Source organism: Bradyrhizobium huanghuaihaiense (assembly GCF_025200885.1).
Classification (GTDB): Bacteria; Pseudomonadota; Alphaproteobacteria; order Rhizobiales; family Xanthobacteraceae; genus Bradyrhizobium; species Bradyrhizobium huanghuaihaiense.
This window is the reverse complement of the sequence record NZ_CP104172.1, coordinates 2,602,123-2,619,045: the sequence shown is the minus strand read 5'-3', so window position 1 is coordinate 2,619,045 and position 16,923 is coordinate 2,602,123. Positions and strand designations below refer to the sequence as shown.

Annotated in this window: 14 protein-coding genes; 1 reads left to right on the top strand and 13 read right to left on the bottom strand. The window is 66.5% G+C overall.

Annotated features, from left to right (window positions below):
• Nucleotides 1-71: 71 nt before the first annotated feature.
• The 11 genes from murB to rsmH form a co-directional block, all read right to left on the bottom strand.
• Complete coding sequence (gene murB, locus N2603_RS12410) at nt 72-989, bottom strand: UDP-N-acetylmuramate dehydrogenase (protein WP_260388980.1); 918 nt, start codon at nt 987-989, stop codon at nt 72-74.
• Nucleotides 990-993: 4 nt separating this feature from the next.
• The gene (gene murC, locus N2603_RS12405; protein WP_020607781.1) at nt 994-2,397 is read right to left on the bottom strand and encodes a UDP-N-acetylmuramate--L-alanine ligase; all 1,404 of its coding nucleotides are present in this window, start codon (nt 2,395-2,397) and stop codon (nt 994-996) included.
• Between the two features lie 122 nt (nt 2,398-2,519).
• A complete protein-coding gene (gene murG, locus N2603_RS12400) occupies nt 2,520-3,620 on the bottom strand; it encodes an undecaprenyldiphospho-muramoylpentapeptide beta-N-acetylglucosaminyltransferase (protein ID WP_260388978.1) in 1,101 nt (366 codons plus the stop codon).
• Nucleotides 3,621-3,704: 84 nt separating this feature from the next.
• Nucleotides 3,705-4,856 carry a putative lipid II flippase FtsW gene (gene ftsW, locus N2603_RS12395; protein WP_260388977.1) on the bottom strand — a complete coding sequence of 384 codons (1,152 nt, stop codon included), beginning with the start codon at nt 4,854-4,856 and terminating at the stop codon, nt 3,705-3,707.
• Between the two features lie 212 nt (nt 4,857-5,068).
• The gene (murD, locus tag N2603_RS12390) at nt 5,069-6,466 is read right to left on the bottom strand and encodes a UDP-N-acetylmuramoyl-L-alanine--D-glutamate ligase (protein WP_260388976.1); all 1,398 of its coding nucleotides are present in this window, start codon (nt 6,464-6,466) and stop codon (nt 5,069-5,071) included.
• Nucleotides 6,467-6,476: 10 nt separating this feature from the next.
• Nucleotides 6,477-7,580 (bottom strand): phospho-N-acetylmuramoyl-pentapeptide-transferase, encoded by a 1,104-nt coding sequence (gene mraY / locus N2603_RS12385; RefSeq protein WP_018640940.1) that lies wholly within the window; start codon nt 7,578-7,580, stop codon nt 6,477-6,479.
• Nucleotides 7,581-7,728: 148 nt separating this feature from the next.
• Nucleotides 7,729-9,108, bottom strand: a complete 1,380-nt coding sequence (locus N2603_RS12380; protein ID WP_260388975.1) for a UDP-N-acetylmuramoyl-tripeptide--D-alanyl-D-alanine ligase — start codon at nt 9,106-9,108, stop codon at nt 7,729-7,731.
• On the bottom strand, nt 9,105-10,577 hold the full coding sequence (locus N2603_RS12375; protein WP_260388974.1) for a UDP-N-acetylmuramoyl-L-alanyl-D-glutamate--2,6-diaminopimelate ligase: 1,473 nt from the start codon (nt 10,575-10,577) through the stop codon (nt 9,105-9,107). Before N2603_RS12375 ends, N2603_RS12380 begins: the two co-directional genes overlap by 4 nt.
• 83 nt (nt 10,578-10,660) lie before the next feature.
• On the bottom strand, nt 10,661-12,415 hold the full coding sequence (locus tag N2603_RS12370) for a peptidoglycan D,D-transpeptidase FtsI family protein (protein WP_260388973.1): 1,755 nt from the start codon (nt 12,413-12,415) through the stop codon (nt 10,661-10,663).
• Nucleotides 12,412-12,804, bottom strand: coding sequence for a cell division protein FtsL (gene ftsL, locus N2603_RS12365; RefSeq protein WP_018640944.1), 393 nt, complete (start codon nt 12,802-12,804; stop codon nt 12,412-12,414). Before ftsL ends, N2603_RS12370 begins: the two co-directional genes overlap by 4 nt.
• A 3-nt stretch (nt 12,805-12,807) precedes the next feature.
• Nucleotides 12,808-13,797 (bottom strand): 16S rRNA (cytosine(1402)-N(4))-methyltransferase RsmH, encoded by a 990-nt coding sequence (gene rsmH / locus N2603_RS12360; protein ID WP_260388972.1) that lies wholly within the window; start codon nt 13,795-13,797, stop codon nt 12,808-12,810.
• 506 nt (nt 13,798-14,303) lie between these two features.
• On the opposite strand from rsmH, the gene N2603_RS12355 reads away from it, so the two are divergent.
• Nucleotides 14,304-15,086, top strand: coding sequence for an N-acetylmuramoyl-L-alanine amidase (locus N2603_RS12355; protein WP_260388970.1), 783 nt, complete (start codon nt 14,304-14,306; stop codon nt 15,084-15,086).
• Nucleotides 15,087-15,205: 119 nt separating this feature from the next.
• On the opposite strand, the gene N2603_RS12350 is transcribed toward N2603_RS12355, so the two are convergent.
• Nucleotides 15,206-16,438, bottom strand: coding sequence for an RNA polymerase sigma factor (locus tag N2603_RS12350; protein WP_260388969.1), 1,233 nt, complete (start codon nt 16,436-16,438; stop codon nt 15,206-15,208).
• Nucleotides 16,439-16,567: 129 nt separating this feature from the next.
• Nucleotides 16,568-16,921: a YciI family protein gene (locus N2603_RS12345; RefSeq protein WP_026311694.1), complete on the bottom strand. Its 354-nt coding sequence runs from the start codon at nt 16,919-16,921 to the stop codon at nt 16,568-16,570.
• Nucleotides 16,922-16,923: the final 2 nt, after the last annotated feature.

Below are 16,923 nucleotides of genomic sequence, written 5' to 3'. Positions count from 1 at the left end.
CCGGAATCCATACTCCCGATCGTGGTTATGGATTCCGGGCTCTCGCTTCGCGAGCCCCGGAATGACGGCGATCATGAAACCCCGATCCGCTTGATTTCCCAGTGCAGCTCAATTCCCGAATTCGCCTTCACGCGCTCACGCACGGTCTCGCCGAGCGTCTCGATGTCGTGCGCGGTGGCATCGCCGGTGTTGATCAGGAAATTGCAGTGCATCTCGGACACCTGCGCGCCGCCGACGCACAGGCCGCGGCAGCCGGCGGCATCGACCAGCTTCCAGGCGGAATGGCCGGGCGGATTCTTGAAGGTCGAGCCGCCGGTCTTCTCGCGGATCGGCTGCGCGCTCTCGCGATGGCTTTGCACCTCCGCCATGCGCGCGCGGATTGCATCAGTGTCCTTGATCTCGCCGCGAAAGCGCGCGGAGGTGAAGATGACGGAGGGATCGACGCCGCTGCTGCGATAGACGAACTTCATCTCGGCGTTGGAGAAGACATGCTTGGTGCCGTCGCGACCGACTCCCCTCGCCTCGATCAGCACGTCCTTGGTCTCGCCGCCATTGGCGCCCGCATTCATGCGCAGGGCGCCGCCGATCGTGCCGGGAATGCCGAAGAAGAATTCGAGCCCGCCGATATTGGCGGACGCCGCCACCTCCGCCACGCGCTTGTCGAGCGCGGCAGTGCCCGCGGTGACGATGTCGCCACTCGCGGTCGCCTCGCCGAAGGCGCGCGGCGCAAGACGGATCACCACGCCGGCAATGCCGCCGTCGCGTACGATCAGGTTGGAGCCGACACCGATGACATAGACGGGAATGTCGGCGGCAAGATGCGCGAGGAAATAAGCGAGATCGTCCTCGTCCGCGGGCGTGAACAGCACCTGCGCAGGACCGCCGACGCGAAACCAGGTCAGCTCGGCCAGCGACTGGTTCGCCAGCAGCCGGCCGCGCAGGTCCGGCATCGCGGCTTTGAGTGAAGGGGTGATGTCGGGGAAGCTCACAGCCTTACCCCAGCGCCTTCAATTCGCCGGGCAGCGCATACGCCCATTGCGTGATGTTGCCGGCACCCAGGCACACGACGAGATCGCCGGGCTTCGCCGATCCCTTGACGATGCCCGCGAGCTCCGAGGCCGCCGGCAGCGGGATCACCTCGCGGTGGCCGTGCGCGCGCAGGCCGGCAACGAAATGATCGCGGTCGATGCCTTCGATCGGCGCTTCGCCGGCGGCATAGACGTCGGCGACGACAACCGCGTCGGCATCGTTGAAGCAGGTGCAGAATTCTTCGAACAGCGATTGCAGGCGGGTGTAGCGGTGAGGTTGCACAACGGCGATGATCTTGCCGTTGGTGGATTCCCGCGCCGCCTTCAGCACCGCCGCAATCTCGACGGGGTGATGGCCGTAATCGTCGATCACGGTGACGCCGTTCCATTCGCCGGTCTTGGTGAACCGGCGCTTGACGCCGCCGAAGCCCGCGATCGCCTTGCGGATCGCGTCGTCGGAGACACCGAGCTCGCGCGCGACCGCGATCGCGGCTGTTGCGTTGGAGGCGTTGTGGCGGCCCGGCATCGGCAGCATGAGATCGGCGATCTCGTGCACGTTGCCGGTCTTGCGATCGCGGAAGGCGACCTTGAACTTCGATCCGCCGCCCATCGGAGTGAGGTCAAGCAGCCGCGCATCGGCCTGCGGGTTCTCGCCGTAGGTGATGATGCGGCGGTCCTCGATTTTGCCGACCAGGCTCTGCACCACGGGATGGTCGATGCACATCACGGCAAAGCCGTAGAACGGCAGGTTCTCGACGAAATGGCGGAACGCATCCTGCACGGCGTCGAAGGTCTTGAAGTGATCGAGATGCTCTGGGTCGACATTGGTGACGATCGCCACGTCCGTCGGCAGCTTCAGGAACGTGCCGTCGCTCTCGTCGGCTTCCACCACCATCCAGTCGCCGGCCCCCAGACGCGCGTTGGAGCCATAGGCATTGATGATGCCGCCGTTGATGACAGTCGGATCGAGCCCGCCGGCATCGAGCAGCGTTGCGACCATCGTGGTCGTCGTGGTCTTGCCGTGGGTGCCGGCGATCGCGACGCAGCTCTTCAGCCGCATCAGCTCGGCCAGCATCTCGGCGCGGCGCACCACGGGAATGCGGCGCTCGCGCGCCGCCATCAGTTCCGGATTGTCGCGCTTGATCGCGGTGGAGACGACGACGACCTCGGCACCATCGACATTCTCGGCCTTGTGGCCGACCGATACCTTCGCGCCCTTCTTGCGCAGACGGTCGAGATTGTAATTGTCGGAGGCGTCCGAGCCCTGCACGGCATAGCCGAGATTGACCAGCACCTCGGCGATGCCGCTCATGCCGATCCCGCCGATCCCGACGAAGTGGATGGGTCCGATCTCGCGCGGCAGTCTCATGCTCTGTTCCCTGACCTTGCCGCCGGAAAGGCGGCATCTGGCGAAGGTCACGGCCAAATCAGCCGCGCGCCCTTCCTACTGGATGCCCCGCTTTGGAAGGCCATGACAAGGGCTTTTTCGCGTCAGATTCCAGCGACCTTGACCACCAGATCGGCCAGCCGCTCCGCGGCATCGAGCCGCCCTGCCCCCTTCGCGGCCGCGGCCATCGCGGCAAGGCGCGCCGGCTCGGCGGCGAAGCCGGAGATTTCGGCGGCGAGGCGGTCCGAGGTGAACTCGGTCTGCGGGATGCGGATGGCGCCATCGACCTTGGCCAGCACGCCGGCATTGGCGAACTGGTCCTGGTCGATCGAGCCCGGCAGCGGCACCAGGATCGAGGGCCGGCCGATGGCGGCAAGCTCGGCGACGGTGCCGGCGCCGGAGCGCGACACGATCAGATGATTGGAGGCGAGCCGCGCCGGCAAGTCGGTGAAGAACGGCGCGAGCTCGAACTTGATCTTGAGCTTGTCGTACACCGCGCGGACGCGCGCCATGTCCTCCTCGCGCACCTGCTGGGTGAGGATGAGACGGCTCCACAGCGCAGGCTCGAGCCGCTCGATCGCGCCGGGGACGATGTCGGCCATGATGCGCGCGCCCTGACTGCCACCGACGACGAGCAGGCGCAGCGGACCGTTGGTTTCGGGCGCGGTGTATTGCACGGCAGCTGCCGCGAGGATCGCGGGCCGCATCGGCGTGCCGACCGTCGTGGTCTTAGGCGACAGCGCCGGATCGCGGTCGAGCACGCCGGGCAAGGATGTCGCGATGGCACGGACACGGCGCGACAGGAACCGGTTGGCGCGACCGAGCACCGCATTGGCGTCGTGGATGATGCCGGGCACGCCGGCGAATTTCGCCGCGACCAGCGGCGGCAGCGTCGGATAGCCGCCGAAGCCGACGACGGCCGCCGGCTTCAATCGCTTGATCAGGCTGTAGGCCGACAGCGTTCCGGCGGCGAGCGTGAGGCCGGCATAGGCGAGCTGGAGCGGATTGCGGCCGCGCGCGGTCTCGCTTCTGACGACGTCGATCATGTCCTTGCTGAACAGCCCGCTATAGCGCAGCGCGCGCTCGTCGGTGACGAGGCGGACGCGAAAGCCGCGCCGGATCAGCTCGACGCCAAGCGCCTCGGCCGGAAACAGATGGCCGCCGGTGCCGCCCGCGGCGAGAAGAATCAGGGGGGAGGTGTCCATAAACGCCCTTTTACAAGGCCTTTGCCGTCATTGCGAGCGCAGCGAAGCAATCCAGGCTGTCCCCGCGCTCGCAATGACGAAGGACTACGCGTAACTCCGCATCGCCTCGGCGTGGCCGCTGGCCTCGACCTCGGTGCGCGGGCGCAGCCGTGTCAGCGCCAGCATCATGCCGACACCATAAGACAGCGAGACGATCGAGGAGCCGCCATAGGAGATGAACGGCAGCGTCATTCCCTTGGCGGGGATAAGCTGCAGGTTCACCGACATGTTGATCGCCGCCTGCACGCCGAACAGGATCGCAAGGCCCGAGGCCGCAAAGCGCGAGAACATGTCCTCATTGGCATAGGCGCGCGACAGCGTGCGGATAACGACGAAGGCGAACAGCGTCAGCATCGCAAGACACAGGACGATGCCGAACTCTTCGGCGGCGACCGCGAACACGAAGTCGGTGTGGCTGTCCGGCAGGCTGCGCTTGGCGATGCCCTCGCCCGGCCCGAGGCCGAGCCAGCCGCCGTTGTAGAAGGCCTCCATCGCGGTATCGACCTGGAAGGTGTCGCCCGAGGCCGGATTCATGAAGCGCTTGATGCGCCCCGCCACATGCGGAACGAACAGATAGGCGCTGAACAGGCCGGCGGCAGCGGCGCCAGCAAGGCCGAACACCCAGATCATGCGCATGCCCGCGATGAAGAACAGCGAGCCCCACACCATCAGGATCAGCATGGTCTGGCCGAAGTCCGGCTCCATCACCAGCAGCGACACCAGCATCAGAAGCAGCACCAGCGCCATCGAGGTCGCCGGCATCTCCGGCCGCTTGGTCGATTCCGCGAACAGCCAGGCCGCGATGACCACGAAGGACGGTTTTGCGATTTCGGAGGCCTGGATGTTGACGCCGAGCAGCGTGATCCAGCGCCGCGAGCCCTTGACCTCGGGGCCGATCGCGAGCGTCACCACGATCAGGATGATGCTGACGGTGAAGATGATCAGCGCCGAGCGGCGGATCGCGCGCGGCGACAGGAAGGACACCCCGACCAGCACCATGAAGGACGGCCCCAGGAACATCACGTGACGGCTGAAGAAGTGGAAGGGATCGAGCCCGATGCGGGTCGCAACCGGCGGGCTCGCCGCCAGCGACAGGATCACGCCGGTGAGCATCAGCGCCAGGATGGCGCCCATCAGCGGCTTGTCGACGGTCCACCACCACTCGGAAAAGGGGGTGCGTTCTTCACGGGAGAGCATGGGCGGCCGCTTTCGGACAGAGGTCCGTCCATTGGTCGCCGAGGTTGGTTACCGGGGGGTTAATGGGATCGATCAAGTTGTGGAGAGTCTCGTGCCCCGGACGCAGCGCAGCGCGCCGCCTCTTCGCGGCGTGGTGCGCTGCAGGGCCGGGGCCCATTGCGGCTTCTGGGTCCCGGCTCGCGCTACGCGCGTCCGGGACACGAGAGCGCGCCTCACACCACCGGCTTCACACCCGGCAGGGCCTGCACCAGCTCGCGGAACTTGGCGCCGCGGATCTCGAAATTGCGGTACTGGTCGTAGGAGGCGCAGGCGGGCGACAGCAGCACGACGGCGTCAGCAAGCCCCGATGCCTCCGCATCGCGCGCGGCGTGCTCGACGGCGACGTCGAGCGTCTGGCTGATCTCGTGCGCGACCGTGCCGAGCGTTCCCGAAAACTCCTCCGCGGCCTCGCCGATCAGATAGGCTTTTCGGATGCGCGGGAAGAAGCGTGTGAGGCTCGTGATGCCACCCGCCTTCGGCTTGCCACCGGCGATCCAGAAGATGTCGGCAAAGGACGACAGCGCATGCGCGGTGGCGTCCGCGTTGGTGCCCTTGGAATCGTTGACGAACAGCACGTTGCCGCGGCGACCGACCTGCTCCATGCGGTGCGCCAGCCCCGGAAAACTGCGCAGGCCATTTTGAAGCACGTCCTGGCTGATGCCCATCGCGAGCACGGCGGCGGCGGCGCAGGCTGCGTTCTGCGCGTTGTGCAGGCCGCGCAGCGACCCGATACCGCCGAGCGCGGCGACCTCGCTGCGGGCACCGCCCGAGGCGCGCACGATGTTGCCGTGCTCGAAATAAATGCCGCTCGCCAGCGGATTCTTGACGGAGATGCGCACCACATTCTTGCCGGCGCGGTCGAGCCGGTCGGCGATGTCGCGGCAATAGCCGTCATCGACACCGACGATCGAGGTGCCGCCCGCCTGCACGCCGGCAACGAGACGCTCCTTGACCGCGGCATAATGCGCGAGCGTGCCGTGACGATCGATATGGTCCTCGCTGACATTCAGCAAAATGCCGACCGAGGGATCGAGCGAGGGCGTGAGGTCGATCTGGTAGGACGACATCTCGATGACGTGGACGCGGCCCATGCGCGGCGGCTCCAGCGACAGGATCGCGGTGCCGATATTGCCGCCCATCTGGGTATCGTAGCCGGCGACTTTCGTTAAGTGCGCGATCAGCGCCGTCGTCGTCGACTTGCCGTTGGTGCCGGTGATGGCGACGAACGGCGCGTTCGGTGCATGGCGCCGCCGTTCGCGGCAGAACAGCTCGATGTCGCCAATGACCTCGACGCCGGCTTCTCGCGCCTTCAGCACGCTCCAGTGCGGCACCGGATGCGTCAGCGGTACGCCGGGCGCGAGCACGAGGGCTGCGAAATTCGCCCAGGAGACGTTGCGCAAGTCGGCAGTGATGAAACCGGCCTGCGCGGCCTTGGCGACGTTCTCGGCACTGTCGTCGGCGGCGACCACCTCGGCCCCGCCAGCCTTCAGCGCATGGCAGGAGGCGAGCCCCGAGCCGCCGAGGCCGAACACGGCGACCGTCTTGCCGGCGAAGGATGTGACGGGGATCATCGTGGTACCATCAGCGCAGCTTCAGCGTCGACAGGCCGGCGAGCGCCAGCATCACCGAGATGATCCAGAACCGGATCACGATCTGCGGCTCGGTCCAGCCGAGCTGCTCGAAATGGTGATGGATCGGCGCCATGCGGAAGATGCGTTTGCCCGTGAGCTTGAACGACACCACCTGCACGATGACGGAGACCGCCTCCAGCACGAACAGGCCGCCGATCACCGCGAGCACGATCTCGTGCTTCACCGCGACCGCGATGGCGCCGAGCATGCCGCCGAGCGCGAGCGAGCCGGTGTCGCCCATGAAGATCGAAGCTGGTGGGGCATTGAACCAGAGAAAACCGAGACCGGCCCCCAGCAGCGCGCCGCAAAGCACCGCGAGCTCGCCGGTGCCGGCGACATATTTGATCTGCAGATAATCGGCGAACACGGCGTTGCCGGCGAGATAGGCGATCATCGCAAAGCTCGCGGTCGCGATCATCACGGGCACGATGGCGAGGCCGTCGAGGCCGTCGGTGAGGTTCACCGCATTGCCGGCGCCGACGATGACGAAGGCGCCGAAGACGACGAAGAACCAGCCGAAATGCAGCACCGTGTCCTTCAGGAAGGGAACCGTCAGCGCGGTCGACGCGGGATCGCGGTTCAGCCGCACCAGCGCGTAGCAGGCGACCAGCGCGATCGCCGCCTCGATCAGCAGGCGGAGCTTGCCGCCGAAACCGGTCGTGGTCTGCTTGGTCACCTTGAGGTAGTCGTCGTAGAAGCCGACGAAGCCGAAGCCGAGCGTCACGGCGAGCACGATCCAGACATAGGGATTGAGCGGATTAGCCCACAGCACGGTGCCGACCGTGAGGCCGGACAGGATCATCAGGCCGCCCATGGTGGGCGTGCCCTTCTTGCTCAGATGCGATTGCGGGCCGTCAGCGCGGATCGGCTGGCCCTTGCCCTGGCGGATGCGCAAGTGGTCGATGATCCAGGGCCCGAACAGGAACACGAACAGCGCGCCGGTGACGATCGCGCCGCCGGTGCGGAAGGTGATATAGCGGAATACGTTCAGGAGGGTGCGAAACGCACCCAGGCTCGGAAATGTATTGGAGAGCTCGATCAGCCAGTAAAACATTCAGACGGTCCTATGGCGCCTTTCGCACGCAGCCTTGTTCCTGGCCCCGACGTGCCTCACGCGCATTCGCTTCATCATGGGTCGGGCGACCTCAATGGACGGCTTGGTGCCGCAAACGGTGGATTGGGAACTGCGCCTTCCAAGCAGTTTACGCCTTTGCCTGCAAGGCGGCCACTAGGCCCGGCACAAACTTGTTGACCCAGAACATCTTCTTGCTGCCCTTGACAACCACGACATCGCCTGCCTGCAGCAGGCTTGCGACCTCGCCCGGCTTCAGCGTGGCGGGATCGTCGTGCCAGCCGAGGCCCTTGCCTGATGGCAGCACGTCATAGAGGTTGCGCATCAGGGGACCGACGCAATAGACGCCGTCGATGCCGTCGAGATACTTGGTGAGGCCGGTGTGATAGCCAGGTGCGTCATCGCCCAGCTCCAGCATGTCGCCGAGCACCGCGATGCGGCGACCGCCCGTCATGTGGCGTGCCTGCAGGCTTTGCAGTGCAGCAGCCACGCTGGCCGGATTGCCGTTGAAGCTGTCGTCGATCACGGTGATGCCGCCGACCGCCTGCTCGACGCCGCGGCCGGTCATGATGCCGACGCGATCGAGCTTGATCGCGAGCGTCGCCGGATCGAGGTTGGCGGCACGGATCGAGGCGAGCGCGGCGAGCGCATTCTGGACGCGGTGCGGCGCGCCCGGCGTCAGGCTGAAGGCGATCTCCTTCTTGCCGATCATGGCCACGACCTGCCAGCTCTCGCCGTGCGGCGCATGCGCGACCTCGTGCACCTCGGCATGTTCGCCGAAGCGCACCACCTTGCCCTTCCACTCCGCCGCCTTGATCCCTGCGGGCAGCACCAGCACGCCGTCCTCGGGCAGGCCGAGCGCGATCGACACCTTCTCGCGGCGGATGGCTTCGAGCGAGCCGAGCTTTTCCAGATGCACCGGCTGGACATTGACGACGAGCGCGACCGTCGGCCGCGTGAGTTCGCTGAGCCGCGCGATTTCGCCTCGCTGGTTCATGCCCATTTCGACGACCCACAGGCTGGCGTCTGCCTTCGCATTGCACAGCGTCAGCGGCACGCCCCAGAAATTGTTGAAGCTGGACGGGCTGGCATAGGCGTTCGGATAGGCCGCCAGGAATTCCTTGGTGCTGGTCTTGCCGGCGCTGCCGGTGAGGCCGATCACGGGCCCGTGGAAGCGCGCGCGGGCGGCGCGCGCGAGACCCCAGAGACCGTCGATCAGCGTGTCCTTCACGACGATCTGGGGAATGCGGATGCCCGCGATCTCGTGCGGCACGATCATCGCCACTGCGCCTGCGGCTTCCGCCTTGTCGGCGAACTCCCAGCCGTCGCGCGCGCTGGCGAAGGCCGAGACGAAGCCGCCGCTCGGCGTGCCGCTGAGCGCGACGAACAGGCTGCCCGGCTTCACCAGCCGGCTGTCCTGGGTGACGAAGTCGATCGGCGTGTCCGGAAATGATCCGGCGGCGCCCAGCGCACGCGCGACCTCGGCAACCGTCCAAATTGGCGCGCTCATGCAACCCTCGACGCTAGTGCGGCGGCGACCGCCTCGTGATCACTGAAGGGCAGCACTTCGCTGCCGACGATCTGCCCGGTCTCGTGACCCTTGCCGGCGATGAGCAGTGCATCGCCGTCTTCCAGTTCCTCGATCGCGACGCGAATGGCCTCGGCGCGGTCGCCGATCTCGCGCGCGCCTTTCGCCGCGGCGAGGATCGCGGCGCGGATCGCTTCCGGCTTCTCGCTGCGCGGATTGTCGTCGGTGATGATGACGCCGTCGGCATTTTCGGCCGCAATCCCGCCCATGATCGGGCGCTTACCGGCATCGCGGTCGCCGCCGGCGCCGAACACGACGATAAGCCTGCGCTTCGCATAGGGACGCAGCGCCTGCAGCGCCTTTGCCAGCGCGTCGGGCTTGTGCGCGTAGTCGACGAAGATCGGCGCGCCGTTGCGCTCGCCGACGCGCTCCAGCCGCCCCTTGGCGCCTTCGAGATGCTCGAGGCTGGCAAACACGTCGGCGGCGTCGCTGCCGGTTCCGATGGCAAGACCAGCCGAGACCAGCGCATTCTCGATCTGGAACTCACCGACCAGCGGCAGCCGGATCGCGTAGCTCCTGCCGCGATGTTGCACCGTCAGCTTTTGAGAAAAGCCTTCGACAACGGCCTCGGTGAGACGAATGCCCTCGCCTACCCCATTGCCGTTGCGTCCGACCGCCATCACGCGCAGGCCGCGCGCCTTCGCCGCTTCGATGGCTTCGGCTGAGCAATCGTGATCCGCCGAGATCACGGCAGCGCCGCCGGGCGGCACCAGTTCACGGAACAGGCGGAGCTTTGCGGCAAGGTAATGCGCGACGGTCGGATGATAATCCATGTGGTCGCGCGAGAGATTGGTGAAGCCGCCGGCGGAGACGCGCACGCCGTCAAGGCGATATTGGTCGAGCCCGTGCGAGGACGCTTCGAAGGCGAGATGCGTGACGCCGTCGCGCGCGATCTCGTCGAGCTGCCGGTGCAGCGCGATCGGATCCGGCGTCGTCAGCGAGCCGTAGACCGTGCGTTTCGGCGAGACGAGCCCGATGGTTCCGATGCTGGCGGAGGCATGCCCGAGCCGCTCCCAGATCTGCCGCGTGAACGCGGCGACCGAGGTCTTGCCGCTGGTGCCGGTCACTGCCGCAATGGTCGCGGGCTGCGACGGAAAGAATCTTGCCGCAGCCAGCGCCAGCGCGCGGCGCGGATTGGCGACGGAGATGAACGGCACCTTGCAGGCGGCCGGCGCGTGATCGCCGACCACGGCGACCGCGCCTGCCGCAATTGCGGCATCGATGAAGCGGGCGCCGTCGGTCTTGCTGCCTGCCAGCGCGAAGAAGAGGTCGCCGGGCTTGACCACGCGGCTATCGAGCGCAACGCCCGTCACCTCGAGCGCCGCGACGGCGGGCTCGATTGCGGCATCATTGCCCAAAATATCCTGACCCAGGAGGTCGCGCAGCTTCATGGTCTTCCAGTCGACATGCCGCGCCGGGAAGCCGAATCGTCAGGAAAAGCCGAATCAGCACCGGCGATGGCCACCCCGGTTGATTACTGGGTTGTCCTGGATGCTGCAAGAATAAGGCGCTCGGACGGCGGCAGGTCGAACCGCGGCTCGACGCCCAGCAGCGGCGCGATCCGCTCGATCACCTTGCCGCCGGTCGGCACCGCGTTCCAGCCCGAGGTGATGAAACCCTTCGTCTCAGGGATCGCCTGCGGCTCGTCCAGCATCACCAGGATCTGATATTTCGGATCGTCGCAGGGCATGATCGCGGTGAAGGAGTTGAGCACGCGCTTTTTGGCATAGCGGCCGTTGATGACCTTTTCGGACGTGCCGGTCTTGCCGCCGACGTAATAACCCTTGATGTCGGCGGTCTTGGCGGTGCCGATTTCGGCGTTGAGCCGCATCAGGAACCGCATCTTGTCGCTGGTCTCGGTCTTGATCACGCGCTTGGCTAGCGCCGCGGCTTCCTCGGGGGTCCGCTTCATGAAGGTCGGCGGGATCAGATAGCCGCCGTTCACCAGCGAGTTGATACCCATCACCGCCTGCAGCGGCGCCACCGACATGCCTTGGCCAAACGCGATGGTCACCGTATTCAGCTCACCCCAGCGCCGCGGCACCAGCGGCGCCGCGCTCTCCGGAAGCTCGGTGCGCAGGCGCGTCAACTGGCCCATCTTGGCGAGGAACGCCTTGTGCGCTTCGACGCCCTGGCCGAGCGCGATCCGCGCGGCGCCGATGTTGGACGAGTATGTGAACACTTCCTTGGTGTTGATGAAGCGCCCGAGCGGATGGCTGTCGTGGATGGTGAACTTGCCGTAGTGCAGGTTTCCGCGCGCATCCCACGACGTGTTCAGGTTGATCTTTCCGGAGTCGAGCGCCATCGCCAGCGTGAACGCCTTGAAGGTCGAGCCCATCTCGTAGACGCCGGTGGTCAGGCGGTTGATGCGGTCAGGGTCGTGCGCTTCCTTCGGATTGTTGGGATCGAAGTCCGGCAGCGAGACCATCGCGACGATCTCGCCGGTCTTGACGTTGGAGACGATGCCGGAGGCGGCCTTGGCGTGGAACTTGTCCTTGGCCTTGAGCAGCTCGTCGCGCAGCGCGTGCTCGACGCGCAGGTCGATCGAGAGCTCGATCGGCTTCTGCAGCCGGTCGGTGGCAAAGCCCGCGCGGTGGAGATCGGCCAGGCCCTGATTGTCGAGCCACTTCTCCATGCCGGCGATGCCCTGGTTGTCGATGTTGACGAGACCGATGAGGTGGGCGACCTCATTGCCGGTCGGATAGACGCGCTTGTTCTCGCGCAGGAAGCCGATGCCGGGAATGCCGAGCTTGTGGATATCCTGCTGCTGCTTGGCCGTGACCTCGCGCTTGAGCCAGACGAAACCCTTGCGCGTCCGAAGGCGCTCGCGCACCTCGGCCTCGTCGAGATCGGGCACGGTCGCGGTCAGAAGCTCGATCGCCTCGTCCTTGTCGATGATGCGGCGCGGCTCGCCGAACAGGCTCGAGGCCTTGACGTCGGTCGCGAGGATCGCGCCGTTGCGGTCGACGATGTCGGGCCGCGCGGTCGCGACCACCTCCTGCGACGCCGCGCGGCGCGCACTGTGCGCGTCGGCGCCGATCGCGAACATCACGAGCCGGCCGCCGATCAGGGCGTAGACCGAGGCGAAGGCGAGCATCGCGAGACCGACGCGGGCGCGCGCCTTGGCCGCGCGGTCGACGTTACGCCCGTAGAGCAGGCTGCGGATCAGCCGCTGCCGCCAGGGTTCGGTCGGCTTTTCCATGGGTTTTGCAGGCGTTGCCGGGCTCATTGCTTGTCCTCGGGCTGAGGCACGGAGCCCGTCACGGTGTCAGGATCGCTCGCGGCTTCGATGGTGTTGAGCATGGCCCCGATCGGGTCGGGCTCGCCGGGCCTGAACATCCGCGGCGGACGCTCGGGCAGATTCTTCAGCGAGTCATATTGCGTGCCGTTGACCGGCTTGAGCGGCAGATGGCGCTCGGACAGGCCCTGCAGGCGCAAGGGCGCATCGAGCTTGGCCCATTCGGAGCGCAGCGAGGCGATCGCGTCGCGCTGCTCGCGGATCTCCGCATGCAGCCGCAGCACCTTCTCGGTGCGCGCGGTGGAGTCCATCTTGATCCGATAGACATAGGCCGCCGCGAAGATCAGCGCGCCGATGACGAGGAGGTGGATGATGCGCATGGGCTAGCCTCCCCTCATTACGTCGGAGAGTTTCGGCCAGGGCGATTGCTCGTCGTCATCATGCGCAGGTGCAGTCGTGCGCTCGGCGGCACGCAGCTTGGCGGAACGCGCGCGCGGATTGTTCGCGACTTCTTCTTCGCCCGCGACCACGGGCCGCCGGGTCAGCAGCTCGAAGCTCGGCGGGACTTGCGCCACCTCCGGCAGATGCCGCGAGCCACCGCCGGTTTTGGAACGCCCGGCAAGGAAATTCTTGACGATGCGGTCTTCCAGCGAATGGAACGAGACGACGACGAGGCGGCCGCCAGGCTTGAGCACGCGCTCGGCAGCCGCGAGCGCGGTCTGGAGTTCGTCGAGCTCTTCGTTGACGAAGATGCGCAGGGCCTGGAACGTCCGCGTCGCGGGATGGATGTCGCCGGGCTTGGACCGCACGATCCTGCCGATGAGATCGGCGAGCGCGCGCGTCGTCGTGAACGGCGTCTCCTGCCGGTCCGCGACGATGGCGCGGGCAATGCGGCGCGACTGCCGCTCCTCGCCGAGCTGATAAATGATGTCGGCGAGATCGCCTTCCGAGGCACGCGCGACCACGTCGGCCGCGGTCGGGCCCGTCTGTCCCATCCGCATGTCGAGCGGGCCGTCGAGGCGGAACGAAAAGCCGCGGCCGGCCTGGTCGAGCTGCATCGAGGACACGCCGACATCCATCACGACGCCGTCGACGCCATCGATGCCTTGCGCGGCACAGACCTCGGCGAGATTGGAGAAGCGGTCCTCGACCAGCGTCAGCCGGTCTGCGGCGCGCGCGACCAGCTCGGCACCGCCTGCGATCGCGGTGCGATCACGGTCGATCGCGATCAGCCGGGTTCCCGGCACGTCGAGGATGGCGCGGCTGTAGCCGCCGGCGCCGAAGGTGGCGTCGACATAGATGCCGCCCGCGCGCGGAGCGAGATGATCGATCGCCTCGCGGCCAAGCACGGGAATGTGAGGAGCGGTGCTCATGCGCCACGCCTGCCGAACGACCATGACAGATCGGGGGCGAACCAGCCCATAACGCCTCGAATGATTCCGCGTCGCGGCGGTTCCACGACCAAGCCCCAGTCCAACATGGTTACCGAGCCCGGTCGTCCCGGGCGCCAAACCCAGAGTTCCCAGTGGAATTTGACGGGCAGCCATGGGATTTCGAGCCAAAATACGCTTTGGCCGCCTCCGGACGCGGGTCGGCTCTTCATCTCTCAGTAACGGCCCTTAGCGTTAAGAAAGCGTTGATCGGCTCGTTACAAGTCGAAAAGGTGAGGCGATGGTGATGCCTCATCCACACACCCTGTTCAAAATGCATCCGTTAACCGCGTCGCGCGATTGCGTACGGCGGAGGGTAAAGGAATAGTAAAGAGAAGGGCTTGGCCCACTCTCCTGTCCGACTTGAGCTGCCTATGTCGTCCGGTTCGCCGTCTGGATCTGATTCGAAGCGTCAGCGCGTCCTCCCGGTTCCCAAGGCCGCGGCGAACATGCGCACGTTCGAGCCGGATTCCTCGATCGTCTCCGACATCATCCCCTCGCCGAACCATGGCGAGCGCAACAAGGGTCGGCAGGCGGACATGATCCTGCTGCACTACACCGGCATGCCCGACGTCGAAGGCGCGCTGGCGCGGCTGTGCACGGCGGGCACCGAAGTGTCGGCGCATTACGTCGTGCTGGAGGATGGCCGCATCGTGCAATGCGTGCCCGAGGCCAAGCGCGCCTGGCACGCCGGCGTCTCGTCCTGGGCCGGCGAGGACGACGTCAATTCCTGCTCGATCGGCATCGAGATCGTCAATCGCGGTCACGACTGGGGCTATCCGGAGTTTCCGCTGCGCCAGATCGCCGCCGTGATCGCGCTGTGCCGCGGCATCATGCTTCGCCGCAAGGTACCCGCGCACCGGGTGCTCGGCCATTCCGACGTCGCCCCCGCGCGCAAGAAAGATCCCGGCGAAAAGTTTCCGTGGCATTCGCTGGCCAATTCCGGCGTCGGTCATTGGGTGACGCCGGCACCGGTCGTACGCGGCGAGACCCTGATGCTCGGCACCATCAGCGACGCGGTGTTGAGCATGCAGCAGGCGCTCGCAAAGTACGGCTATGGCGTTCCCCTCAACGGCAAATACGACGCCGCGACGATGGAGGTCGTCACCGCCTTCCAGCGCCATTTTCGCCCGGCGCGACTGGATGGTGTTGCGGATCATTCGACGCTGTCGACCTTGCAGGCGCTGCTGGCGAGCCTGCCGCAGGATGGGACGACGGTCGCGTCGAAGTGACGGCGGCTGCCGCACACTCCGTCATTGCGAGGAGCACTTGCGACGAAGCAATCCAGACTGTCTCTGCAGAGCCAGTCTGGATTGCTTCGCTACGCTCGCAATGACGGAGTGTGTGGCGACTACCCCATCTCCCTCACCCTTCGCGCATAGAGCCGCCGCAACGGCTCCAGCTGCGTCGCCGCCGTTGCCGCACGATAGGCCTTACGCGCCTCTTCCTTCCGCCCTAACCGCCGCAACAGATCCGCGCGCACCGCAGGCAACAGCGCATAACCGTCGAGCCCGCCGCGCGCGGTGATCGCATCGACGAGATCGAGCGCACGTGCCGGGCCGTCGACCATCGACACCGCCGCGGCGTGGTTCAGCTCGATCACCGGCGACGGGTTGATGCGGAGCAGCACCTCGTACAGCCCTGCAATCTGCGGCCAGTCTGTCGCCTCGAAGCTCGGCGCGCGCGCATGCAGCGCCGCGATCGCGGCCTGCACCGCATAGGCTTGCGGCCGGCCGGGTATGCGCAGCGCCTCGTCAACCAGACGCGAGCCCTCCTCGATCTGCGTGCGATCCCAGAGCGTGCGATCCTGCTCTTCCAGCAGCACGATGTCGCCGGCGGCCGTCTCGCGCCCGGCGCGCCGCGCATCATGCAGCAGCATCAGGGCGAGCAGGCCCTTGATGCCGCTGCGACCGGGCATCAGCCGGTCGAGCAAGCGGCCGAGCCGAATGGCCTCAGTCGCGAGATCCGGCCGCATCAGATCTGCGCCCGAGGTTGCGACATAGCCTTCGGTGAAGACGAGATAGATCACGGCGAGCACGCCATTGAGCCTGGGCGCCAGCGCCTCGCGCTCCGGCACCTCATAGGGAATGCCGGCAAGCCTGATCTTCTGCTTGGCGCGGACCAGCCGCTGCGCCATCGCCTCCTCACCGACGAGGAAAGCGCGCGCGACCTGCGCGGTGGAGAGCCCGCACACGGTGCGCAGCGTCAGCGCGACCTGGACCTCGGGCGCGAAGGCGGGATGGCAGCAGGTGAAGATCAGCCGCAGCATGTCGTCGTCAAGCGTTGCCGGCGGCTCGTCGGTGTCTCGTGCGTTGAGTTCGAGCTCATGCACCAGCGCCTGCTGCTTGCCGCGGAAGACGGCCTGGCGGCGGATGCGGTCGATCGCCTTGTTGCGGGCGACATTGACCAGCCAGGCGCGGGGATTGTCAGGGACCTCGCACGCCGCCCAGCGCTCCAGCGCTACCGCGAACGCGTCCTGCAGCGCGTCCTCGGCGAGATCGAAATCGCCGACGAGGCGGATCAGCGTGGCCAGCGCCCGCCCCGCCTCGTCGCGGAAGATGGTTTCGATCTCGCTCGGGGTCATGTCATGCGATCACTTGACTCCACCGTCATTCCGGGGCGCGACGCAGTCGCGAACCCGGAATCTCGAAGTTGTCGAGCGAGATTCCGGGTTCTCGCTTCGCGAGCCCCGGAATGACGAATGTAAGAATGATCACTTGTCGTACACCCAGATCGGCCGCACCTCGATCGAACCGACACGCGCGCTCGGAATCCGCGCCGCGATCTCGATCGCCGCGTCGAGGTCCTTCGCCTCGATCAGGTAATAGCCGCCGAGCTGCTCGCGCGTCTCCGCGAACGGGCCGTCGGTCGTCAGCGTCTTGCCGTCGCGCACGCGCACCGTGGTCGCGGTCGTGGTCGGGCGGAGCCGATCGCCGGCCTTGAAATTGCCGTTCCGAATGATGGATTGCGTAAAGGCCTCATACTCAGCCGACATCTTCTGGGTGGTTCCCGTGTCAACCTTCGCGTACTCGACCTCGTTCTGGTAGATCATCAGCAGATACTGCATCG

What these genes read in the sequence shown, in the direction of transcription:
- murC (WP_020607781.1), bottom strand. Translation starts at nt 2,397, where the DNA reads ATGAGACTGCCGCGCGAGATCGGACCCATCCACTTCGTCGGGATCGGC.
- murG (WP_260388978.1), bottom strand. Translation starts at nt 3,620, where the DNA reads ATGGACACCTCCCCCCTGATTCTTCTCGCCGCGGGCGGCACCGGCGGC.
- ftsW (WP_260388977.1), bottom strand. Translation starts at nt 4,856, where the DNA reads ATGCTCTCCCGTGAAGAACGCACCCCCTTTTCCGAGTGGTGGTGGACC.
- murD (WP_260388976.1), bottom strand. Translation starts at nt 6,466, where the DNA reads ATGATCCCCGTCACATCCTTCGCCGGCAAGACGGTCGCCGTGTTCGGC.
- mraY (WP_018640940.1), bottom strand. Translation starts at nt 7,580, where the DNA reads ATGTTTTACTGGCTGATCGAGCTCTCCAATACATTTCCGAGCCTGGGT.
- N2603_RS12380 (WP_260388975.1), bottom strand. Translation starts at nt 9,108, where the DNA reads ATGAGCGCGCCAATTTGGACGGTTGCCGAGGTCGCGCGTGCGCTGGGC.
- N2603_RS12375 (WP_260388974.1), bottom strand. Translation starts at nt 10,577, where the DNA reads ATGAAGCTGCGCGACCTCCTGGGTCAGGATATTTTGGGCAATGATGCC.
- N2603_RS12370 (WP_260388973.1), bottom strand. Translation starts at nt 12,415, where the DNA reads ATGAGCCCGGCAACGCCTGCAAAACCCATGGAAAAGCCGACCGAACCC.
- ftsL (WP_018640944.1), bottom strand. Translation starts at nt 12,804, where the DNA reads ATGCGCATCATCCACCTCCTCGTCATCGGCGCGCTGATCTTCGCGGCG.
- rsmH (WP_260388972.1), bottom strand. Translation starts at nt 13,797, where the DNA reads ATGAGCACCGCTCCTCACATTCCCGTGCTTGGCCGCGAGGCGATCGAT.
- N2603_RS12355 (WP_260388970.1), top strand. Translation starts at nt 14,304, where the DNA reads ATGCGCACGTTCGAGCCGGATTCCTCGATCGTCTCCGACATCATCCCC.
- N2603_RS12350 (WP_260388969.1), bottom strand. Translation starts at nt 16,438, where the DNA reads ATGACCCCGAGCGAGATCGAAACCATCTTCCGCGACGAGGCGGGGCGG.
- N2603_RS12345 (WP_026311694.1), bottom strand. Translation starts at nt 16,921, where the DNA reads ATGCAGTATCTGCTGATGATCTACCAGAACGAGGTCGAGTACGCGAAG.